Annotated in this window: 16 protein-coding genes; 12 read left to right on the top strand and 4 right to left on the bottom strand. The window is 72.3% G+C overall.

Annotated elements, in window-relative coordinates:
• Positions 1–128 precede the first annotated feature (128 nt).
• The 3 genes from K4B79_RS08635 to K4B79_RS08625 are packed head-to-tail and all read left to right on the top strand — an operon-like array spanning position 129 to position 1,854.
• The gene (locus tag K4B79_RS08635; protein WP_232025717.1) at positions 129–839 is read left to right on the top strand and encodes a nucleotidyltransferase domain-containing protein; all 711 of its coding nucleotides are present in this window, start codon (positions 129–131) and stop codon (positions 837–839) included.
• The gene (locus K4B79_RS08630) at positions 836–1,132 is read left to right on the top strand and encodes a BON domain-containing protein (protein WP_232025716.1); all 297 of its coding nucleotides are present in this window, start codon (positions 836–838) and stop codon (positions 1,130–1,132) included. The genes K4B79_RS08635 and K4B79_RS08630 overlap by 4 nt, the downstream gene beginning before the upstream one ends.
• On the top strand, positions 1,129–1,854 hold the full coding sequence (locus tag K4B79_RS08625; RefSeq protein ID WP_232025715.1) for a metallophosphoesterase family protein: 726 nt from the start codon (positions 1,129–1,131) through the stop codon (positions 1,852–1,854). Before K4B79_RS08630 ends, K4B79_RS08625 begins: the two co-directional genes overlap by 4 nt.
• A gap of 45 nt (positions 1,855–1,899) precedes the next feature.
• On the opposite strand, the gene K4B79_RS08620 is transcribed toward K4B79_RS08625, so the two are convergent.
• Positions 1,900–3,108 (bottom strand): amidohydrolase, encoded by a 1,209-nt coding sequence (locus K4B79_RS08620; RefSeq protein WP_232025714.1) that lies wholly within the window; start codon positions 3,106–3,108, stop codon positions 1,900–1,902.
• A gap of 418 nt (positions 3,109–3,526) precedes the next feature.
• Between K4B79_RS08620 and K4B79_RS08615 the strand changes: the two genes are divergently transcribed.
• Positions 3,527–4,090 carry a hemerythrin domain-containing protein gene (locus tag K4B79_RS08615; protein WP_232025713.1) on the top strand — a complete coding sequence of 188 codons (564 nt, stop codon included), beginning with the start codon at positions 3,527–3,529 and terminating at the stop codon, positions 4,088–4,090.
• A 60-nt stretch (positions 4,091–4,150) separates the two neighbouring features.
• On the opposite strand, the gene K4B79_RS08610 is transcribed toward K4B79_RS08615, so the two are convergent.
• Positions 4,151–4,681, bottom strand: coding sequence for a hypothetical protein (locus tag K4B79_RS08610; protein ID WP_232025712.1), 531 nt, complete (start codon positions 4,679–4,681; stop codon positions 4,151–4,153).
• A 638-nt stretch (positions 4,682–5,319) separates the two neighbouring features.
• Complete coding sequence (locus tag K4B79_RS08605) at positions 5,320–6,324, bottom strand: LacI family DNA-binding transcriptional regulator (RefSeq protein ID WP_232025711.1); 1,005 nt, start codon at positions 6,322–6,324, stop codon at positions 5,320–5,322.
• A gap of 330 nt (positions 6,325–6,654) precedes the next feature.
• Between K4B79_RS08605 and K4B79_RS08600 the strand changes: the two genes are divergently transcribed.
• The 7 genes from K4B79_RS08600 (at position 6,655) to K4B79_RS08570 (ending at position 19,069) form a co-directional block, all read left to right on the top strand.
• Positions 6,655–7,581, top strand: a complete 927-nt coding sequence (locus tag K4B79_RS08600) for a carbohydrate ABC transporter permease (protein ID WP_232025710.1) — start codon at positions 6,655–6,657, stop codon at positions 7,579–7,581.
• Positions 7,582–7,585: 4 nt separating this feature from the next.
• Complete coding sequence (locus K4B79_RS08595) at positions 7,586–8,506, top strand: carbohydrate ABC transporter permease (RefSeq protein WP_232025709.1); 921 nt, start codon at positions 7,586–7,588, stop codon at positions 8,504–8,506.
• Between the two features lie 83 nt (positions 8,507–8,589).
• Positions 8,590–9,927 (top strand): ABC transporter substrate-binding protein, encoded by a 1,338-nt coding sequence (locus K4B79_RS08590; RefSeq protein WP_232025708.1) that lies wholly within the window; start codon positions 8,590–8,592, stop codon positions 9,925–9,927.
• Positions 9,928–10,009: 82 nt separating this feature from the next.
• On the top strand, positions 10,010–12,049 hold the full coding sequence (locus K4B79_RS08585) for a beta-galactosidase (RefSeq protein WP_232025707.1): 2,040 nt from the start codon (positions 10,010–10,012) through the stop codon (positions 12,047–12,049).
• A gap of 125 nt (positions 12,050–12,174) precedes the next feature.
• A complete protein-coding gene (locus K4B79_RS08580; RefSeq protein WP_232025706.1) occupies positions 12,175–14,214 on the top strand; it encodes an RICIN domain-containing protein in 2,040 nt (679 codons plus the stop codon).
• A 133-nt stretch (positions 14,215–14,347) separates the two neighbouring features.
• Positions 14,348–14,815 (top strand): hypothetical protein, encoded by a 468-nt coding sequence (locus tag K4B79_RS08575; RefSeq protein WP_232025705.1) that lies wholly within the window; start codon positions 14,348–14,350, stop codon positions 14,813–14,815.
• 210 nt (positions 14,816–15,025) lie between these two features.
• Positions 15,026–19,069, top strand: coding sequence for an nSTAND1 domain-containing NTPase (locus K4B79_RS08570; protein ID WP_232025704.1), 4,044 nt, complete (start codon positions 15,026–15,028; stop codon positions 19,067–19,069).
• A 48-nt stretch (positions 19,070–19,117) separates the two neighbouring features.
• Here the strand turns inward: K4B79_RS08570 and K4B79_RS08565 are convergent, their stop codons facing one another.
• Entirely contained in the window at positions 19,118–19,978 is an 861-nt protein-coding gene (locus K4B79_RS08565; protein WP_232025703.1) for an NAD(P)-dependent oxidoreductase, read from the bottom strand.
• A 126-nt stretch (positions 19,979–20,104) separates the two neighbouring features.
• Here K4B79_RS08565 and K4B79_RS08560 point away from each other — a divergent pair, with 126 nt between their 5' ends.
• Positions 20,105–20,602: a lamin tail domain-containing protein gene (locus K4B79_RS08560; protein WP_232025702.1), complete on the top strand. Its 498-nt coding sequence runs from the start codon at positions 20,105–20,107 to the stop codon at positions 20,600–20,602.
• Positions 20,603–20,604 lie beyond the last annotated feature (2 nt).

Here is a 20,604-nt window from a genome sequence, read left to right as displayed (position 1 = left end):
CGGGCCGGGCCCCCGCCCGACGTGCCCGTGTCGAACCCGGCGCCCCGGGTACTCGGCCCTCGCCGTCACGGTTCTTCGACGGCGGTCCCCGGGCGGGGACCGCGCGGGGACCAGGAAAGGGGGCTTCGATGGCGCAGCACGCCGACGACAACGCTCTCGACCAGCGCGCCGGCGTCGCCGAGCTGCGGCTGGCGGCGGGAGATCCCGAGCTCGTCCCCCAGAACGAGGTGCTCGCGGGTGACCTGCCCCTGGACCGCAATCAGGCGATCCTCCAGGCCACCAAGCAGGTCGGCGCGATCCTGAAACGCAAGGGCCACCTGTTCGCGCTCGCGGGCAGCGTCGCCGTGTACGCCCACGGAGGCGCCCAGAACCTCCAGCACGACGTCGACTTCTGCATCCGGCCCGAGGACGCCGACGCCGTCGCCGACACGCTGCGCGAGGCCGGCCTCCAGGTGTTCACACCGCCGGAGGACTGGCTGCTGAAGGCGAACTGCCTGGGCCAGCAGGTCGACCTCATCTTCGAGCTGGCGCACCAGCCGGTCACCACGGAACTGCTGGCACGGGCCCAGGAACTGTCCGTCGACTCGGTCTTCATGCCGGTCCTGGCCCCCACCGACCTGGTGCACAGCCTGCTGGCCGCCTTCTCCGAGCACCACTGCGACTTCGGGGCGGTCCTGCCGATCGCCCGCACGCTGCGGGAACGGGTCGACTGGGAGGAGGTGCGCCGTGCCTGCGGCGACGCGCCGATGCCGGACGCCTTCTTCTACTTCCTGGAACGGCTGGAGGTCATTCCGCCCAGGACCGAGACACACCGGAGCGCGAAGGAGGGACAGCGATGACCGAGCCCGCGGCGGAGCAGGCGGGCACGGGCGGGGCCGCCCACGCCGAGGAGAACGTCGAGTACCGCGTCGCCCATCTGCGCGACCGCCTCGCCGCCGAGGAACTCGGTGAGCTGGGCGTGCGGGCGGAGATCCGGGCCGGAGCGGTCGTGGTCAGCGGCACGGTGCCCTCCGCGCAGTGCCGGGAGACCCTGCTGCGGACCGTCCACGAGGCGCTGGCCGGACTGGCCGTGCACACGGACGTGGTGGTGGCGGACAACGCCTCACCCGACCATGCGGAGGAGCTGTCGTGATCCGCGTCGCCGCCGTGGGGGACATCCACATGGGGCCCGACAGCCAGGGGCTGCTGCGGCCCGCCTTCGACACCCTGCCCGACTGCGCCGACCTGCTGCTCCTGGCCGGCGACCTCACCCGGCACGGCACCCCGGAGGAGGCCCGGGTGGTGGCCCAGGAGGTACGGGGGCTGCCGGTGCCGGTCGTCGCCGTGCTCGGCAACCACGACCACCACGACGAACAGCCGGAGAAGGTCACCGGCATCCTCCAGGAGGCGGGGGTCGCGGTCCTGGAGGGTGAGGGCGCGGTCCTGGAGTGCGGCGGCACCCGGGTCGGCGTCGCCGGGACCAAGGGCTTCGGCGGCGGGTTCGTCGGGCGCAGTGCCGGGGAGTTCGGCGAGCCGCTGATGAAGGAGTTCGTGCGCTACACCCGGCGCAGCGCCGACGCCCTGCGCACCGCGTTGGAGGACCTGGGGAGGCAGGACTGCGAGGTGCGGGTGGCGCTCACCCACTTCTCCCCGGTCGCGGACACCCTCGCGGGCGAGCCGCCGGAGATCTACCCGTTCCTCGGCAGCTATCTGCTCGCCGAGGCGATCGACACGGCGGGCGCGGATCTCTCCGTGCACGGGCACGCCCACGCGGGCACGGAACACGGGATGACGGCCGGGGGCGTACGGGTGCGGAACGTGGCCCAGCCGGTGATCCGGCGCGCCTTCAACGTCTACCAGCTGCACACGTCCTGACAGACCCACGCCCTGACAGAGGCGCACGCACAGAGACGCGCCGCGTCAGCCGAGGCCCAGTCCCGTCGCGTGATCGATCCACGCCCGCTCCCGCACCTCCGGGCGCAGCAGCACGTCCAGCGCCGTGCAGGCCAGCGCCTCCGTGGCCGCCAGCAGCACCTGACGGCCACGCTCGGAGGCGGCCGCGGCGGCGAACTCGGGCGTGTGGTCGGAGCCGTCCGGATCCATGATCGCGACGAAGGGGTGGATGGCGGGCACACGTCCGCTGACGTTCCCGATGTCGGAGGAGCCCAGGTACACGCCCGGTGCGGGCGGTGTCAGAGTGAGGCCCGTGCGTTCCAGGTGCCGGGCGAACCGCCCGGACAGTACCGTGCTGTCGCGGAAGTGCTCGTAGCGGAGCGTGGCGCGGACCACCGAGGCCGTCGTTCCGGTCGCCCGGGCCACGCCGTGCGCGCAGGTGAGCAGCTCGCCGGCGAGGTCCTCCAGGGCCTTGGTCGTCGCGGCGCGCAGACCGAAGAGCCCTTCCGCGTACTCGGGGACGATGTTCGTCGCCCGGCCGCCGTCCGTGACGATGCCCTGGACGTGCGAGCCCTCCGGCAGCCGCCGCCCGACCACGGCGAGGGTGTTGAACAGCTGGATCAGCGCCGCGAGGGCGTCGATGCCCTCGGTGGGGTTGCCGGTGGGGTGCGCGGCGCGGCCGTGGAAACCGACCCGGTACTGGGCCTGCGCGGTCAGCGGGGCCCACTGCCAGCTGTAGACGCCCGGATGGAACATCAGCGCCGCGTCGACGTCGTCGAAGACTCCCGCGTCGACCTCGGCGACCTTGCCTCCGCCGCCCTCCTCGGCGGGCGTGCCCACCGCCATGACGGTGCCGTCGTCCCCGTCCAGGACGGACCGGGCGACGAGGGCGGCGCCGAGTCCGGCGGCGGCGATCAGATTGTGGCCGCAGGCGTGTCCGAGGCCGGGCAGCGCGTCGTACTCCAGCAGCAGGGCGACGGACGGGCGGCTGCGGGCGCCCGCCCGGGCGACGAAGGCCGTGGGCAGCCCGGCCACGCCCCGCTCCACCGCGAACCCCTCGCGCTGCAGCTCGGCGCCCAGCAGGGCGGCGGCCCGGTGCTCCTCGAAGGCGTACTCCGGGTCGGCGTGCAGCTCCCGCGCGACCTCCCACAGCCGCTCCGCCCGCCGGGCCACCTCCCCGCGCACCCGTCCGGACAGTTCATCCAGTTCATCGAGTTCGTCTACGGCGTCGCTCACGTGGCCTCCCCGGAGGTGGTACGTCCGTGTCCCGGACGGGTTCCAGTGATGGCCTCGGCCCACACCCACCGGGGCGGCTTTGGTCCGCCGTGGCCCGGGGGACCTGTTCGCCTGGCAGGCGAACGCCGCGATGGATCTGGTGGCGGCCCGGACCGGGAGTTGCTCGACGAACGCGGCCCGGGGTCGATCGGCTTCTCCACCAGCGGTCAGCTGTTCCTGGAGGAGTACTGCACGCTCGCCGTGCTCACCCTGTTCGAGCACAACCTGGCGCTGCTCAACGGCGACGAACACCCTGTTCAAAGAGCCGCCCCCACAGGTACTGACACAGCTGTGCCCAGGCGTAGGTCGCACCCGCCTGGGCACTCGGGAGTCGGCGGTTCCGACCGGAGCCGCCGCCGACTGGCTGGAGGTGAAGGGCATGGGACACGGAGGAGACGTCATCGACGAGCTGGTGACCGATCACCGGGAGGTCGAGGAGATCTTCGGCCGGATCGAGGCGCTGCCGTCGGGTGACAAGGACCGCAAGGTCCACGCCGACCAGGCCACCATGGAACTGGTGCGCCACTCGGTGGCCGAGGAGGCCTATCTCTACCCGGCCGTGCGGGAACACCTGGTCAACGGGAACACCATGGCGGACCGGGAGATCGAGGACCACTCCAAGGCCGAGCGGATCATGAAGGATCTGGAGGGCTGCGAGGCGGACGACCCCGAGTTCGACCGGCTGATCACCCTGCTCATGAGCGAGATCCGCTCCCACATCGCCGACGAGGAGGAGAACCTCTTCCCCCAACTGCGGGTGGCCTGCCCGGCCGACGCGCTGAACGACCTGGGTGACAAGGTCCGCATGGCCAAGAAGGTGGCCCCGACCAGGCCGCACCCCTCCGCTCCGGACACCCCGCCGGCCAACAAGCTGCTGGCCCCGGGTGCGGGACTGGTCGACCGGCTGCGGGACGCGCTGACGGGACGCGGCAAGCACGGCTGAGTACGGCTGGGTACGACTGCCCGCTCCCGGCCCGGCTCCGGCGGGCGCCACCGTCAGGCGTCAGGCGATGAGCGCCCGCCCCGGCCGCAGCCGTTCCACCAGCTGGTCCCGGTGCAGATCCGCCACCGGGGCGAGGAGGTCCGGGTGGCGCAGCAGGGCGGCCGCCCGGCGGTCGGTGTCGTCGGGCGCGGTCAGGCGGCGGAACTCGGCGACCGTGGCGGCGGTTCGGCCGCCCTCGGCGATCGCGGCCACGGCCCGGTCGGCCAGGTCCGGGTCGGTGAGCAGACAGGCCGCCCAGCTCGCCACGACCTCGTCGACCCAGCTCCGCCAGGCGTGCTCGTCCGGGTCCTGGGCGTCGGGCCCGTCCGTGCCGCCCGTGAGCCAGTCCAGCCGGGTGGAGCCGCCGGGGCCGGCCATGTGGACCAGGGCGGCGTCCATCGGCGTGGGGTACCGCAGCCAGGCGGCGACCGTCACGGCCTGCCGTGCCTGCACCTCGCACAGCGCGGAGGCGAGCGCGCCGCCGCCCGACGGGTAGGCACAGGTCAGCCACTGGGAGGTCGCGGCGATGAGCGGGGAGAGTTCTGCGAGCACTTCCGGGGCCGTCCGAACTGATTCCGGTGGGGACAGAGAGACTTCACGCAACGGTAGCCCGCCCCCCGATCCCTCCGACATGCCCCCCGTCTCGTCACCGACGTGGCCTGGGCCACAGCACCGCCCGCCCCCGGCGCCCTGCTCCTACGCACCGAGCACCCCGGCCCCACACAGACATCCGGGAGCGGGTCCACAGGGGTGCTGGTGGACGTGAGAGCGACTCGTAGCCGGGTGAACGGAGTTGGCCCGGTGGAGCAAGGAGCGGCCCAGTAGGGCGAAGCCCTCCCCGGGACGCCCTCAGCACTGCGCGCGGCGACGGCCGGCCCCGCCCCTAGCCGTTGGGGCGGAGTTCCGCTGCTGGCCCCGTCCCCAGGGCGTGCCCCGGGCCCGGCCGCAAACCGGTGCCGCGGCCGACGCGGGCAGCTGCCCGGCCCCTGGTCTGCAGCGCAGGCCGACCGCCGACCCGAGCCCACCCCCGGTGCACGGCCGGCGCCCCGAGGAGACCTCCCACCTGCCCTGACTCACGGTCGGCCCGGTGACGCGGGCCGCCCGTCAAGCCCAGGGCCGCTGCACAGAACCCCGACGACCACGGACCCACCGAGCCACGTCCCGCCGACCGCAAGGTCCGGTCCCGGCCGTCACCCTCCCCCGCCACCCCCCACCGGCGGCGGCGCCGTACTCGCGCGTTCCACCAGCCGGGTCGGTACCAACGTCGTGCCCCGTTCCGGGCCGACCTGGCGCATCTTGCGCAGCACGGCCTCGACGCAGAGGCGTCCCACCTCGGCGAAGTCCTGGTGGAGCGTGGTGAGTGGGGGCAGGAAGGAGCCGGCCTCGGGGATGTCGTCGAAGCCGATGACGCTGACGTCCTCGGGTACGCGTCGGCCGCGTTCGTGGAGGGCGCGCAGCAGGCCCAGGGCCATCTGGTCGTTGGCCGCGAAGACGGCGGTGCACTCCTGCTGGGCGGCGAGTTCGAGGCCGACCCGGTAGCCGGACTCGGCCGACCAGTCGCCGCGCACGAGGGGCGGCACGGGGCGGCCGGCCTCCTCCAGGGCGGAGCGCCAGGCGTCGGTGCGTCGCTGGGCGGCGAACGAGTCCTCGGGGCCGCCCAGATGCCAGACGGTCCGGTGGCCCAGGTCGAGCAGATGGCGGACGGCGATGCGGCTGCCGCTGTGCTGGTCGGTGTCCACGACCGTGTAGCGGTCACCGGCGTCGGAGTCGACCACCACGACCTGGACGTGCGGCGGCAGGGTGACGGTCGCGGCGTCGAGGAGGTGGACCTCCATGATGACGATGACCGCGTCGACGGCGAGCTCCTCCAGCCGGGAGAACGCGCCCCGCACCTCGTCCTGGGTCGGCATGGCGACGGGCAGCAGCGTCACCGCGTACCCCTCGGCCGCGGCGGAGGTGGCGATCGCCTCCAGGGTGCGCACGTTGCCGGTGGTGGACAGGGTGAAGGTGATCACACCTATGGTACGGAACTCGCCGCGCTTGAGGGCGCGGGCCGCGCTGTTGGGCCGGTAGCCGAGTTCCTTCATGGCGGCGAGGACCTGGCGGCGGGTCTCCTCGTTCACACCGGCGTAACCGTTGGAGACCCGGGAGACGGTCTGCGACGACACGCCCGCCAGCCGGGCGACATCCGCCATGGAGGCACTGGCCCGCCCACCGCGCCGGAGCCGGCCACGGACGCGTTTCGGCCCGTCGCCCGACGGGTTCGTCGGCGTTCTTCCCACCGTCTCCACTCGCCGTCAGCCACCTCTCACCGCTGTTCACGTCACTGTTTCCCCGGAGGACCCTTGACCCCCGCCGACGGGGCAGTGTAGACATGCCGCCATCGGATGTTTACGTAAACATAACAGCTTGCGCCCTTTCCGGAAGGGCTGATGTTTGCGTAAACATCGCGGTGGCGCTGGACCCGCGACGGGCGTCCGGATCCGCACCACCGGTTCCAGGACGTGGACGAGCGAGGAACGACAATGACGACGCTGCAACCGCCGGCGGCCGCCCAGCCGCGGTCGGCACCACCCCCGGCGCGAAAGGACCGGCGCTCCTGGACGGGGTGGGGGTTCATCGGTCCCTTCGTGGCCGTCTTCGCCCTGGTCTTCCTGGCACCGATCGTGTACTCGGTCTACCTGAGCCTCTATCGCAACCAGCTCATCGGCGGCAACCAGTTCGTCGGCCTGGACAACTACACGCAGGCGTTCAAGGACGAGCAGTTCTGGGACTCGGTCGGCCGGGTCGGCCTGTTCCTGGTGATCCAGGTGCCGATCATGCTCGGCATCGCCCTGCTGGTCGCGCTGGCACTGGACAGCGGGCGACTGTACGGCAAGAGCTTCTTCCGGATCACGATCTTCCTGCCGTACGCGGTGCCCGCGGTGGTCGCCACCCTGATGTGGGGCTTCATGTACGGCACGAAGTACGGCCTGGTCGGCGACATCAACTCCGCCTTCGGCGTGACGCTGCCCAACCTGCTCTCCCCCGACTGGGTGCTGGCCTCCATCGGCAACATCGTGACCTGGGAGTTCGTCGGCTACAACATGCTGATCTTCTACTCGGCGCTGCGCGTCGTGCCGTCCTCGCTGTACGAGGCGGCCGAGATCGACGGGGCGGGTCAGCTGCGGGTGATCACCTCGATCAAGCTGCCCGCGATCCGGGGCGCGATCGTGATCGCGACCATCTTCTCGATCATCGGCAGCTTCCAGCTCTTCAACGAGCCGAGCATCCTGCGTCCGCTGGCGCTGAACTCCATCACCACCGACTACACGCCGAACTTCTACACGTACTCGCTGTCCTTCAACGGCCAGCAGCACAACTACTCCGCGACCGTCGCCATCATCATGGGCGTGATCACGATGGTGGTCGCCTATGTCGTGCAGCTGCGCGGCATGCGCAAGGGAGCGTGACCCGATGACCACTTCCGTCGCCACCCCCGCTCCCACCAAGAGCGCCCCGCGTCTGCGCAGCCCGCGCAGGCACACACCGGGCAAGCCCAGGCGCAGCAAGCTGCTGACCGCGCTGATGGCCCTGATGGTGCTCTACACGGTCGTCCCGCTGATCTGGCTGGTCATCAACTCCACCAAGACCCAGGCGGGTCTGGGCGACTCCAACGGCCTGTGGTTCGCGGGCGACTTCGCCTTCTGGGACAACATCCGGGACACCTTCACCTACCACGACGGCATCTTCGGCCGCTGGCTGCTGAACACCCTGCTCTACGTGGTGCTCGGCGCGGGCGGTGCCACGCTGCTGGCGGTCCTGGGCGGTTACGCGCTCGCGAAGTTCGACTTCCCCGGCAAGCGCGCGATCTTCGCCGTGGTGATCGGCGCGGTGGCCGTGCCGGGTACGGCCCTCGCGGTGCCGACGTTCCTGATGTTCAGCAAGATGGGGCTGACCGACACCCCCTGGGCGGTGATCATCCCGTCGCTGGTCTCGCCGTTCGGTCTGTATCTGATGTGGGTGTTCGCGGCCGAGGCGATCCCGACCGAGCTGCTGGAAGCGGCCCGGATGGACGGCGCGAGCGAGGTGCGGACCTTCTTCCAGGTCTCCCTGCCGCTGCTGGCCCCGGGCATCGTGACGGTCCTGCTGTTCACCACGGTCGCCACCTGGAACAACTACTTCCTTCCGCTGATCATGCTGAAGGACCCGAACTGGTATCCGCTGACCCTGGGGCTCAGCTCCTGGAGCGCCCAGGCGCAGACCATCGGCGGTGACGTGATCTTCAACCTGGTGATCACCGGTTCGCTCCTGACCATCGTGCCGCTGATCGCGGTGTTCCTGCTGCTCCAGAAGTACTGGCAGTCCGGACTCGCCGCGGGAAGCGTCAAGGAATGACGCCCCCAGACCCCACGATTGAGCACCACCCGTACCACCCCCACCCTCACCTGTCCCACCCACGACGAAGTGGAAGCACCTCCATGCGCAGAACAACGAGCCGCATCCTGCGCGGCCTCGCCCTCGTCTCCGCCCTCGCCCTGGGCGCCACCGCCTGTGGCAGCTCGGACGACAGCGGATCCGAGCAGAAGCAGGTCTCCGCCGCGGACATCCAGGCGGCCCTGAAGAAGGGCGGCACGGTCAATGTCTGGGCCTGGGAGCCCACGCTGAAGACGGTCGCCGCCGACTTCGAGAAGAAGTACCCCAAGGTCAAGATCAACCTCGTCAGCGAGCGGTCGGGCGACAAGCACTACACCGCGGTGTCGAACGCCATCTCGGCCGGCAAGGGCGTGCCCGACGTCGCGCAGATCGAGTACTTCGCGCTCGGTCAGTACTCCCTCACCAAGGGCCTGACCGACCTGGCCCCGTTCGGCGCCGACAAGCTCGCCTCGAAGTACACGCCGGGCCCGTGGAACGCCGTCAGCGACGGTGACAAGGTCTACGGCCTGCCGATGGACTCCGGTCCGATGGCGATGTTCTACAACAAGAAGGTCTTCGACAAGTACAAGATCGCCGTCCCGACCACCTGGGACGAGTACCTGGAGGCGGCCCGCAAGCTGCACAAGGCCGACCCCAAGGTGTTCATCGCCAACGACGCCGGTGACGCGGGCTTCACCACCTCCATGCTGTGGCAGGCCGGTTCGCGCCCCTACAAGGTCGACGGCACCAAGGTCTCCATCAACTTCGACGACGCCGGCGCCAAGAAGTACGAGGCCGTCTGGCAGAAGATGATCGACGAGAAGCTCGTCTCCCCGATCACCGGCTGGACCGACGACTGGTACAAGGGCCTCGGTGACGGCAGCATCGCCACGCTGACCACCGGCGCCTGGATGCCCGCCAACTTCACCACCGGTGTGCCGAACGCCGCGGGCGACTGGCGCGCGGCCCCGATGCCGGCCTGGACCAAGGGCGAGAAGGCGAGCGCGGAGAACGGCGGCAGCTCGCTGGTGCTGCCCGCGCTGGGCAAGAACAAGGAACTCGCCTACGCCTTCGTCGAGTACGCCAACTCCGGTGACGGTGTCGCGACCCGTGTGTCGGAAGGCGCCTTCCCCGCCACCAAGGCGGAGCTGGAGTCCCCCGCGTTCCAGAGCAAGAAGTTCGAGTACTTCGGCGGCCAGGAGGCGAACAAGATCTTCGCCGAGTCGGCCGCGAACGTCGCGAGCGACTGGTCGTACCTGCCCTTCCAGCAGTACGCCAACTCGATCTTCAACGACACGGTCGGCAAGGCCTATGTCTCCAGCACCACGCTGGCGCAGGGCCTGAAGGCCTGGCAGGACGCGTCGATCAAGTACGGCAAGGAGCAGGGCTTCACCGTCGAGTAGCAGTCGGGAAGCAGGAGAGAACTCCGGGCGGCGCGGCTCCCGGGCCGCGCCGCCCCGTGCACCCCCTTTCGGAAGGACCGCCATGATCTCCACCCTCCTGTCCCGCTCGGGCGGGCCGGACGGTGACCCCACCCCCCGTTTCGCGTACGGCGCCGACTACAACCCCGAGCAGTGGCCCCGGGACGTGTGGGACGAGGACGTCCGCCTGATGCGCGAGGCCGGCGTCAACGTCGTCAGCGTGGGGATCTTCTCCTGGGCCCGCATCCAGCCGGCCGCGGACACCTGGGACTTCGCCTGGCTCGACGAGGTCATGGACCTGCTGCACGCGGGCGGCATAGGCGTCGACCTGGCCACCGCCACCGCCTCCCCGCCGCCCTGGCTGACCACCGCGCACCCGGAGATCCTGCCGGTCACCGCGACCGGCGAGACGCTGTGGCCGGGAGCCCGCCAGCACTGGCGTCCCACCTCGCCCGTCTTCCGCGAGCACGCCCTGCGCCTGGTGCGCGAGATGGCGACCCGGTACGCCGACCACCCCGCGCTGGTCGCCTGGCACGTCTCCAACGAGCTGGGCTGCCACAACATCTACGACTACTCCGACGACGCGGCCCGCGCCTTCCGCGTCTGGCTGCGCGCCCGCTACACCACGCTCGACGCCCTCAACCACGCCTGGGGCACGGCCTTCTGGTCGCAGCGCTACAGCGACTGGGAGCAGATCCTGCCGCCCCGTCTCGCCGCCGCGCACCCCAACCCGACCCAGCAGCTGGACTTCAAGCGCTTCTCCTCGGACGCGCTCAAGGACTATCTGCGGGCCGAGCGGGACATCCTGCGCGAGCTCACCCCGGACGTGCCCGTCACCACGAACTTCATGGTGATGAACGGCACCAAGGGCATGAACTACCCGGACTGGGCCGAGGAGATCGACTTCGTCTCCAACGACCACTACGTCCACCCCGGCCCCCAGGACCGCGACGAGCTGTCCTTCTCCGCCAACCTCACCAGCGGTGTCGCGGGCGGGCGGCCCTGGTTCCTGATGGAGCACTCCACCAGCGCGGTCAACTGGCAGCCGGTCAACGTGGCCAAGCGGCCCGGCGACCTGGCCCGGGACTCGCTGCTGCACGTGGCGCACGGCGCCGACGCGGTGTGCTTCTTCCAGTGGCGGCAGTCCGTGGCCGGCGCGGAGAAGTACCACTCGGCGATGGTGCCGCACGCCGGTGCCGACAGCGAGCTCTTCCGCGCGGTGGCCGCTCTCGGCGCCACCCTCAGGACCCTCGCCCCGGTCGCCGGCAGCGAGCGGGAGCCGGCCCGGGTCGGGATCATCTACGACTGGGAGTCGTGGTGGGCCAGTGAGCAGGACTCCCACCCCACCGCCCTGCTGGACTACCGCCAGGAGGCGCTCGACTGGTACTCGGCGCTCCTCGCCCTCGGCATCCGCGCCGACCTGGTCACCACCCGCGCCGATCTCTCCCGCCACCAGGTGCTGATCGCGCCCGTGCTGCACATGGTCCCCGCCGACCTGGCCAAGGAGCTCACGCGCTACGCCGAGCAGGGCGGCCATCTGATCGCCACCTACTTCTCCGCGGTCGTCGACGAGAACGACCACATCTGGCTGGGCGGCTACCCGGGCGCCCTGCGCGATCTGCTCGGCATCCGCATCGAGGAGTTCGGCCCGCTGCTCGCCGAGGACACCGTCGAGCTGGACGACGCGAGCACCGGCAGCCTGTGGACCGACCGGATCACCGTGACCGACGCCGAGACGGAGGTCCTGGTCCGCTACCGCACCGGTACGCAGGCCGGGCGCCCCGCCGTCACCCGGCGCGCGAGCGGCACCGGTTCCGCCTCCTACGTCTCCACGCGGCTCGGCGTACCGGGGCTCACGGCCCTGCTGCCGCGCCTGCTCGGGCCGGCCGGGGTGGACAGCGAACTGCCCGCGGACCTCCGGGGCCGCGTCGAGCTGACCGTGCGCCGCGGCGCCGACAGCCGGTTCCTGTTCCTGGTCAACCGGACGGACGACACCGTGCCGGTCTCCGGCCTGGCCGGAGAGGTCCTGATCGGCACCACCGACACCGGCGGCGCCCTCACGCTCGGTCCCCGGGACGTCGCCGTCCTGCGCCAGTCCGTCTGACCCACCGCACCACACACGCACCCCACGACTCCTCGGGCGGCACCCGTCCGTCCGAGGGCAGTCCCTCCCGCCCCCACGGCGGGAGGGCCCACCGCAGCGACCACCACCGCAGTTGGGAGCACACGATGGCACGCCGTACCCGTAGCAGACGGTTCCTCGGGGCATCCGTCCTGACGGCCCTGGCCACCGGGGCCGCCCTGCTCAGCGTTCCCGCGCAGGCCGAGGCCGCCGCCTCGGTCACCGTGACGCCTGACCCGTCGTACAAGCAGGAGAAGTTCGAGGGCTGGGGCACCAGCCTGGTCTGGTTCGCCAACGCCACCGGCGACTATCCGCCGGCGATACGCGAGAAGCTCGCGAAGCTCCTCTTCGGCGACGACGGCCTGGCGCTGAACATAGCCCGGTACAACATCGGCGGCGGCAACGCCCCCGACGTCAAGGACTATCTGCGCGCCGGCGGCGCCGTGGAGGGCTGGTGGAAGGCGCCCGCGGGCACCACCCGCGAGGACACCGACTGGTGGAGCGCCGACGACCCGGCCGACTGGAACAAGGACGCCGACGCCACCCAGCGCTGGTGGGTGGACCGCATCAAGAAGGACATCACCCACTGGGAGACCTTCAGCAACTCCCCGCCGTGGTTCATGACCGTCAGCGGCTATGTGTCGGGCGGCTTCGACGCCAACGCCGACCAGCTCAAGGAGGAGTCGGTCGACGACTTCGCCGCGTACATGGCGGGGGCGACCAAGCGGCTGGAGAAGGCGGAGGGCATCAAGGTCGACACCGTCGACCCGTTCAACGAGCCCAACACCAACTACTGGGGCACCCGGCTGGGCGCGGACGGGCAGCCGGTCGGCGGCCGTCAGGAGGGCGCCCACATCGGTCCCGCGCTCCAGGAGAAGGTCCTCGCCGCGCTGGCGCCCGCCCTGAAGAAGGCCAAGGTCAAGGCGGACATCTCGGCGATGGACGAGACCAACCCGTCCATCTTCGCGACGAACTGGAACTCCTACTCCCAGGAGTCCAAGGACCTCGTCGACCAGATGAACGTCCACACCTACGGCACCGGTCAGCGCACCACCGTGCGCGACCTGGCCAAGGCGGCGGACAAGCCGCTGTGGATGAGCGAGGTCGAGGGCGACTGGGGCGACGGGCAGAGCTTCACCGACATGCGGCCCGGTCTCGGGCTGGCCCAGCGGATCGTCGACGACCTGCGGGAACTGGAGCCCAAGGCCTGGGTGTTCTGGCAGCCGGTCGAGGACTACGACAACATGAAGCCGGGCGGCGAGTCCGCCAAGGGCGGCAACTGGGGCAGCATCCAGCTTCCCTTCAGCTGCACCTCCAAGGACACCCTGGAGACCTGCCCGATCTACACCAACACGAAGTTCGACACCGCGCGCAACTTCACGCACTTCATCAAGCCCGGCGACAAGCTGATCAAGACGAACGACACCTCCAGCGCCGCCGCCGTGACCGCGAACGGCAAGGGCGCCTCGCTCGTCCACGTCAACAGCACCACCGAGGCCCGCACGGTCACCCTGGACCTGTCCAAGTTCCGCGAGGTCAGCCGGGGCGCGACCGTCACGCCGGTCGTCACCAGCGCCGACGGCAAGCTGGCCCGGCAGGCGCCGGTCAAGGTCGTCGACCGCAAGGCCACCTTCACCGTGCCCGCCCAGTCGGTGACCACCTTCGCCGTCAAGGGTGTCTCCGGTGTCGCGAAGGACGCCCCGCTGCTGCGCAAGGGCCACGACTACACGCTGACCGGCGTGCAGAGCGGCAAGGCCGTCACCGTCGCCGCCAACGGCACCAACCTGGTCATCGGCACGGGGAACGGCAGCACCGCACAGCAGTGGCAGCTGACCGGGCGGTTCGGCGAGACCGGCAACCGTCAGCGCTACGAGTTCAGCAACCCGGCCGAGGGCAAGCGCCTGGCCGTCCGCGACAACGTGCCGGTGATCGAGGCCGACACCGGTGAGCGGGACGCGGCCGCCGAGTGGATCCTGTCGACCACCGGCGACGGCACCTGGACCCTGGTCAACGCGGCCACCGGGCGTCTGCTGGAGGTCGGCGGCCAGGCCACCGGCGAGGGCGCGGCCGTCACCACCTGGCAGCCCAACTCCGGCTCCAACCAGCGCTGGACGATCACGGACGTGACCGCCACCGAGAAGGACTAGCCGCACCGGCTCCACCACCTCCTCACCGGGGACGCACCACTGCGCACACGGCCTTGGCCGGTTCCAGTGGTGCGTCCCCGTTCGCGGTCGTAACGTCTTGATGGCAGGCGCGCACGGACGGCGGGGAGCGGACATGCCAGGACTCAGGACGACCAAGGCGGCCGCGCTCGGTGCCGTCGTACTCTTCGCGGCGGCCATGGCACCGGCCTCCGCCTCCCCTTCCGCGGCTCCCGCACCCGTACGGGCCGTGACCCCGGCGGCCGCGGACCCCGTGCTCGTCGACTGCTTCTGGAAGCCCCTGGTCCGCCCGGCGGACTTCATGCTCGCCTGCGGCGACGGAAACAGCCGGCTCACCTCGCTGACCTGGTCGCGCTGGGACGCGGACGCGGCGATGGCCCGGGGCCGCAACGTGGTCAACGACTGCGAGCCGTACTGCGCGGCCGGCACCTTCCACTCGTATCCGGTGCTCGTCCGCCTCGACCGCCCCGGGGAGTGGACGAAGAAGCCCGGCCTGCCGCACTACACACGGATGACCCTCACCTACACCGACACCCGCCCGGAGCGGCTGGAGCGGGTCGAGACGTACCCCCTGTGGGGCTGAGCGACGGCGGTCACGGCAGACGGCAGGGGGCCCACGGCCGCACGGCGATGGCTCCCCTCCATGCCGTGCGGCGCGTCGGCCCCCACTTGAGGAAAGCGTGTCGGGCGGGCCGAAAACAGCCCGTTGCCCCAAGCCCGGACCAGCCCCGACAGTGGTCGGACAAAGTCGGACAGGCTCCTGGGCCCTGTCGGCTGGACACTGCCGGGGGCGATGCCGATGGGCCGGGACGAGCGGGACGGGCACCACGAGCGGGAAGGCAACGGCGACACGGATCCGGACGGCATAGCCTCGGCGGCCGACTTCGGCCGGCTGCTCACCGCCGCCCGATTACGGGCGGGGCTGACGGTCCGGGACGTGGCCGGCACGGTTCGCATCGCGTCGAGCACGGCCGGGGACTACTTCTCCGGCCGTCATCTCCCACCGGTCCGGGCTCCGGAACTGCTCGCCGGCATCCTGCGCGCCTGCGGCATCGACGACCCCGACGTCCTGCGCCGCTGGAACGAGGCCCTCGTCCGCGTCCGCATGACCCCCGGCCGTCCCGGCCCCGGCTCGCCGTCGCCCTACCGCGGCCTGCGCGCCTTCGAGGAGGAGCACGCGGACTGGTTCTTCGGCCGTGAGGACCTGACCCACCATCTCGCCGACCGCCTGCGGAGCCTGGCGGCGGACGCGGAGGACGGTGTGCCGCCGGAGGCCGGGACGGGCGGAGGTCCGCCGACGGAGCAGACGGAGGAGACGGAGGCGACGGACGGCGGCTCACGTACGGCGGGCGACGCGCACGGTGGTCCGGACGCGGGGGACGCGGGCGCCCGGCCGCCGACCACAGGTGACCCGGTCGCGGGCCCGTCGGCGCGGGGCACCGGCCCCCACGTCCCGCTCGCGCGCCGTGCCGTCGGCGGTGGGCTGCTCGCCGTGGTCGGGCCGTCGGGGTCGGGGAAGTCGTCGCTGCTGCGGGCCGGGCTGATTCCGGCGGTGCGCGACGGGGCGGCGGATCGCGCGGTCGTGCTGATGACGCCGGGCCGCGATCCCGTGGCCGAGCTGACGCGGCGGCTCGCAGAGGCCGGACCGGCCCCGCTGGTCGTGGTGGACCAGTTCGAGGAGCTGTTCACCGCGGGTGCGCGGGAGAGCGTACGAAGACGCTTCGTGGAGCTGCTGCCGCCCGCGCCCGCCCTGGTGGTGATCGGACTGCGGGCCGACTTCTACGCGCAGGCGCTGCGGTATCCCAGGCTCGCGGAGGCGCTCCAGAACCATCAGGTCGTGGTGGGCCCGCTGAGCGCCGAGGAGATGCGCCGGGCGATCACGGGACCGGCCCGCAAGGCGCGTCTGGAGGTGGAGAGCGGCCTGGTGGAGCTGTTGGCGCGGGATCTCGCCCCGCGCTCGGGCAGCGGTTCGCAGGAGTCCGCCGCGGCCCACGACCCGGGCACCCTGCCCCTGCTCAGCCACGCCCTGCACGCCACCTGGCAGCGCGCCCCGCGGGGCCGCCTGACCGTCGAGGCCTACCGTGCCAGCGGCGGGATCCACGACGCGGTGTCCCGGACCGCGGAGACGGTGTTCGCGGACCTGTCCGACGTACAGCGGGAGCTCGCCCGGCTGGTCTTCCTCCGGCTGGTCCATGTCACGGACGACACCCTGCCCACCCGGCGGCGGGCGCAGCGCCGGGAGCTGGAGGGGCTGGCGGGCCCGGACGGGGCGCCGCCCGCCGAGCCGGCCGCGGTGCTCGCCGCGTTCGTCGAGCAGCGGCTGGTCACGGCCGACAGCGAGACCGTGGAGATCTCGCACGAGTCGCTGCTGTCCGCCTGGCCGCGGCTGCGGGAGTGGATCGGCGCGGACCGGGCCGGGCTGCGTGTGCACCGGCGGCTGACCGAGGCGGCGCGCGGCTGGGACGAGTCCGGCCGTGACCCGGGGCTGCTGCTGCGGGGCACGGCGCTGGCGCTGACCGGCGAGTGGGCCGCGGACGCGGCGCACCGCGAGGCCGTCAACACCCGTGAGCGGGCCTTCCTGGAGGCCTCGGCGCGGCACGAGGACGAGGAGCGGCGCGCGGCCCGGCGCCGTACCCGCAGGCTGCGTCAGCTGCTGGCCACGGCGATGGTGCTGCTGTTGGTGGCCAGCGGTCTGTCGGTGTACGCCGAGGGGCAGCGCTCGCGTGCCGACCGGGCGCGCACGGAGGCGGTCTCGCGGGAACTGGCCGCCGAGGCCGACCGGATCGGCGCGCACGACCCGGCGGTCAGCGCCCAGCTCGCCCTGGCCGCCTACCGCACCGCCCCGACCCAGGAGGCGCGGGCCCGGCTGATGGACTCCTCGGCGGCCCCGACCGCCACCCGGCTGACCGGGTTCACCGGCCTGGTGCAGTCCGTGGCGCTCGACAGCGGGCGCCGGCTGCTCGCGGCCGGTTCCTCCGACGGCACCGTCCGGCTGTGGAGCACCCTCGACCGGTCCCGGCCCGAGCGGCTGTCCCGGCTGCGCGTCTCGGCCGAACTCGCCGTCTTCGCGGTGGCGTTGAGCCCGGACGGCCGCACCCTGGTGGCGGGCGGCGGCAAGGGCCTGCTGCGGCGCTGGGACGTCTCCGATCCCCGGCGTCCGCGGCCGCTGCCCGCTCTCGCGGGTGCGTCCGCCGAGACCGTGTACGCGCTGGCGTTCGTCCCGGGCGGCCGGGGCCTGGCCGCCGCGGGGGCGGACGGCACCGCGCGGCTGTGGGCCGACGGGCAGGCGGCCGGGGCGGCGCGTCCCGTGGTGTTCCGGGGCGGCGGGGACTTCCTCCAGGCGGTGGCGTTCAGCGCGGACGGGGCGCTGCTCGCGGCCTCGGGCCGGGACGGGCGTGCCCGGCTGTGGCGTACGGGCGGCGCGTCCGGTGCCCGTCCCCTGGCCACGCTGGAGGCGTTCGACGGGTCCGCCCTGAGCGTGGCGTTCAGTCCGGACGGGCGGTTCCTCGCGGCCGGCAGCCAGGACCGCACCACCCGGGTGTGGGACGTGTCCGACCCGACCCGCCCCCGCCGCGCCCCGGACGCCGGCGGCGAGGCGACCAGCTGGGTCAACGCCGTGGCGTTCGGCCCGGACAGCGGGGTCCTCGCCATCGGCGGCAGCGACGACGCCGTACGGCTGTGGGACCGCGCGGCCGGCCATGTGACCGCCACGCTGCCGCACCCGGGGGCGGTGACCTCGGTGGTGTGGTTCGACGCGCGGACGCTGGTGACGGCCTGCGCGGACGGGGTGACGCGGCTGTGGTCCCTGCCCTCGCCGGTGCTGACCTCGGCCGAGGGGGTCAACGCCCTCGCCTACAGTCCGGACAGCCGGCTGCTCGCCGTCGGCACGCTGCACCTCCAGCTGTGGGACGTGGCCCGGCACGAGCGGGTGGGCAGGCCGTGGAAGCCGGACGGCGACACCTTCGTGCAGTCGGTGGCCTTCGCGCCCCGGCAGCGGCTTCTCGCGGTCGGCTACGGCGACGGGCTCGCGCGGCTCTTCGCCTACACGCCCGACGGCGGGCTGAGCCCGCGGGGCGCCCCGTTCCGTGCGGCCGCCACCGGCACGGTGGAGTCCCTCGCCTTCGCCCCGTCGGGCACGGTCCTGGTGACGGGCGCCGACGACGCGACCGTACGCCTGTGGGACGTGCGGCGGGCGGACCGGGTGCGGGCGCTGCGCACGCTCACCGGGGCCACGGACGCGCTGCTGTCGGTGTCGTTCAGCCCCGACGGACGGCATGTGGCCGCGGGCAGCATCGACCGGGCCGTCCGCGTCTGGCGCACGGACGGGTCGCGCGCCGAGCCGCTGGTGACGTTGCGCGGTCCCACGGGGTATGTGTGGTCGGTCGCCTTCAGTCCCGACGGCGGGCTGCTCGCGGCGGGGAGCGCGGACCGTACGGTCCGGCTGTGGGACACCCGCGACATCGCCGCGCCCCGGCGGGTCGGCCCCGAGCTGACGGGATTCACCAACTACGTGTACTCCGTGGCCTTCGGCCGCGACGGGACCACCCTCGCGGCGGGGAGCACGGACGCCACCGTCTGGCTGTTCGACGTCTCCGAGCCCCGGGCCCCCGAGGCACGGGCCGTGCTGACGGCGGCCACGGGGCACGTGTACGCCGTCGCCTTCAGCCCGGACGGCGGGACGCTCGCGGCGGGCGGCGAGGACCACACCGTACGGCTGTGGTCGACCGACGCCGACGCGATCGCCCGGCGGCTGTGCGCGAGCCTGGGCGATCCGCTGTCCGCGTCGGAGTGGCGCCGGTTCCTGCCGTCCCTGGACGACGTGCCGTCCTGCGCCTGAGCCGGCCTCGCACGGCGGGCGGCCGCGTCCGCCCGCCGTGGCCTGTGTTCACGCTGCGCCGTGGCGCTCGTCCAGGAGGTCGGCGATCAGGCGATCGCTCGTCACGGTGGGGGCGTCCTTGTGTTCCTCCCACCGCGCGAAGGTGCGCGCGGCGGCGTCGGCGAAGGTGCCGGGCAGGCCGCTGTCCCGCCAGGTCTCGGCGATCTCCCGCATCTCCGGCTCCCAGCGCCAGGCTTTGGGCCCGGCGCCCGCCAGCCCGTCCGGCGCGGCCAGCGGGGTGCCGGGCAGCGACTGGGCGGTGAGGTCGCGGAGGTCGTCCAGGACGCCGTGGTCCGCGGCGAGGGCCGAGGCTTCGGCGGCGAGCGCGTAGGAGATCTTGTTGTAGGCGGCGAAGGCCAGTTTCAGCGCCGAGGCGCGGCCGACGGGCCCGTCGAGGACGACCGGGGTCAGCAGGGTGCCGGCGAACAGCGCGCGGACCGGTTCCACCGCCGGGGCGTCACCGGAGAGGTAGAGGCGGGTGGTTCCGGTGGTGCGGGGCGGCGGTCCGGTGATCCCTCCGTCGACCAGGGTCGCCCCGCTGCCCGCCAGCGTCTCGGCGATCTGCTCCATGCGGCGCGGGCTCACCGCGTTGGCGTCGACGTAGACGCCGTCGAACCCGGTCGCCGCGACCTGCCGGGCGACGTCGAGGGCGGCGGCCGGCGGGCACACGCTCAGCACCAGGCCGCAGCGGGCGGTGAGTTCGGCCATGCTCGCGGCGGCTTCGAGCCCCGCCCGCGCGGCCCGCTCACGGGTGGCGCCCGAGCGGCCCTCGGCCGACCACCGGACCCTGGCGCCCGCCGCCACGGCCTGCGCGGCCACCTGGGCTCCCATGGAGCCGGGGTGCACGATTCCCACGTCCGTGTGATCCATGGCGGGACCCTATCGCCGTGACCGGACAGACCTCGCCCTTCACGTTTTCCCCACGTTTATGCCATTGAACGTTCACACAGGATGTAGGCTCCTGACGCTCCAGTCGCACCACAGGGGGGATTTCCCATGCGCAAGCGTCATGTCCTGGCCGCCACCGCAGGCGCCGCCGGACTCATAGCCGCCGTGACCGCCGCTCCGGCCCAGGCCGCCGAGTACTCCTCGGCCCTGAAGCTCAAGGGTGTCCAGTACGACGCGCCCGGCTCGGACTCCAACAACTGCACCACCGGCAACACCAAGAACGAGTACCTGACGATCAAGAACTACTCGCGGTCGACGACCGTGAACCTGAAGGGCCACGTCGTCAAGGACGCCGCCGGCAACACCTTCAAGTTCACCGCGAGCCACACCCTCCAGCCCGGGGACTACATCAAGCTGCGTGGCGGCCGGGGCACCGACTCCGACGGGAACAACGTCGTGTACCGCCAGAACTGCAACTTCATGTGGAACAACGACAAGGACACCATCTACTTCTACAAGCCCTCCGGTGCCCGCGCCGACGTGCACGCGTACACCAAGAGCGGTTCCGACCCCGACCGCAACGGCTACGTGAACTTCCACGGCTGACG

This window comes from Streptomyces lincolnensis (assembly GCF_021173675.1).
GTDB classification, from domain to species: Bacteria; Actinomycetota; Actinomycetes; order Streptomycetales; family Streptomycetaceae; genus Streptomyces; species Streptomyces lincolnensis_B.
This window is presented reverse-complemented; position numbering and strand designations above follow the sequence as displayed.

Coding starts and splice junctions, on each gene's coding strand:
- K4B79_RS08635 (WP_232025717.1), top strand. CDS start 129: ATGGCGCAGCACGCCGACGACAACGCTCTCGACCAGCGCGCCGGCGTC.
- K4B79_RS08630 (WP_232025716.1), top strand. CDS start 836: ATGACCGAGCCCGCGGCGGAGCAGGCGGGCACGGGCGGGGCCGCCCAC.
- K4B79_RS08615 (WP_232025713.1), top strand. CDS start 3,527: ATGGGACACGGAGGAGACGTCATCGACGAGCTGGTGACCGATCACCGG.
- K4B79_RS08605 (WP_232025711.1), bottom strand. CDS start 6,324: ATGGCGGATGTCGCCCGGCTGGCGGGCGTGTCGTCGCAGACCGTCTCC.
- K4B79_RS08600 (WP_232025710.1), top strand. CDS start 6,655: ATGACGACGCTGCAACCGCCGGCGGCCGCCCAGCCGCGGTCGGCACCA.
- K4B79_RS08595 (WP_232025709.1), top strand. CDS start 7,586: ATGACCACTTCCGTCGCCACCCCCGCTCCCACCAAGAGCGCCCCGCGT.
- K4B79_RS08590 (WP_232025708.1), top strand. CDS start 8,590: ATGCGCAGAACAACGAGCCGCATCCTGCGCGGCCTCGCCCTCGTCTCC.
- K4B79_RS08585 (WP_232025707.1), top strand. CDS start 10,010: ATGATCTCCACCCTCCTGTCCCGCTCGGGCGGGCCGGACGGTGACCCC.
- K4B79_RS08580 (WP_232025706.1), top strand. CDS start 12,175: ATGGCACGCCGTACCCGTAGCAGACGGTTCCTCGGGGCATCCGTCCTG.
- K4B79_RS08575 (WP_232025705.1), top strand. CDS start 14,348: ATGCCAGGACTCAGGACGACCAAGGCGGCCGCGCTCGGTGCCGTCGTA.
- K4B79_RS08570 (WP_232025704.1), top strand. CDS start 15,026: ATGCCGATGGGCCGGGACGAGCGGGACGGGCACCACGAGCGGGAAGGC.
- K4B79_RS08565 (WP_232025703.1), bottom strand. CDS start 19,978: ATGGATCACACGGACGTGGGAATCGTGCACCCCGGCTCCATGGGAGCC.
- K4B79_RS08560 (WP_232025702.1), top strand. CDS start 20,105: ATGCGCAAGCGTCATGTCCTGGCCGCCACCGCAGGCGCCGCCGGACTC.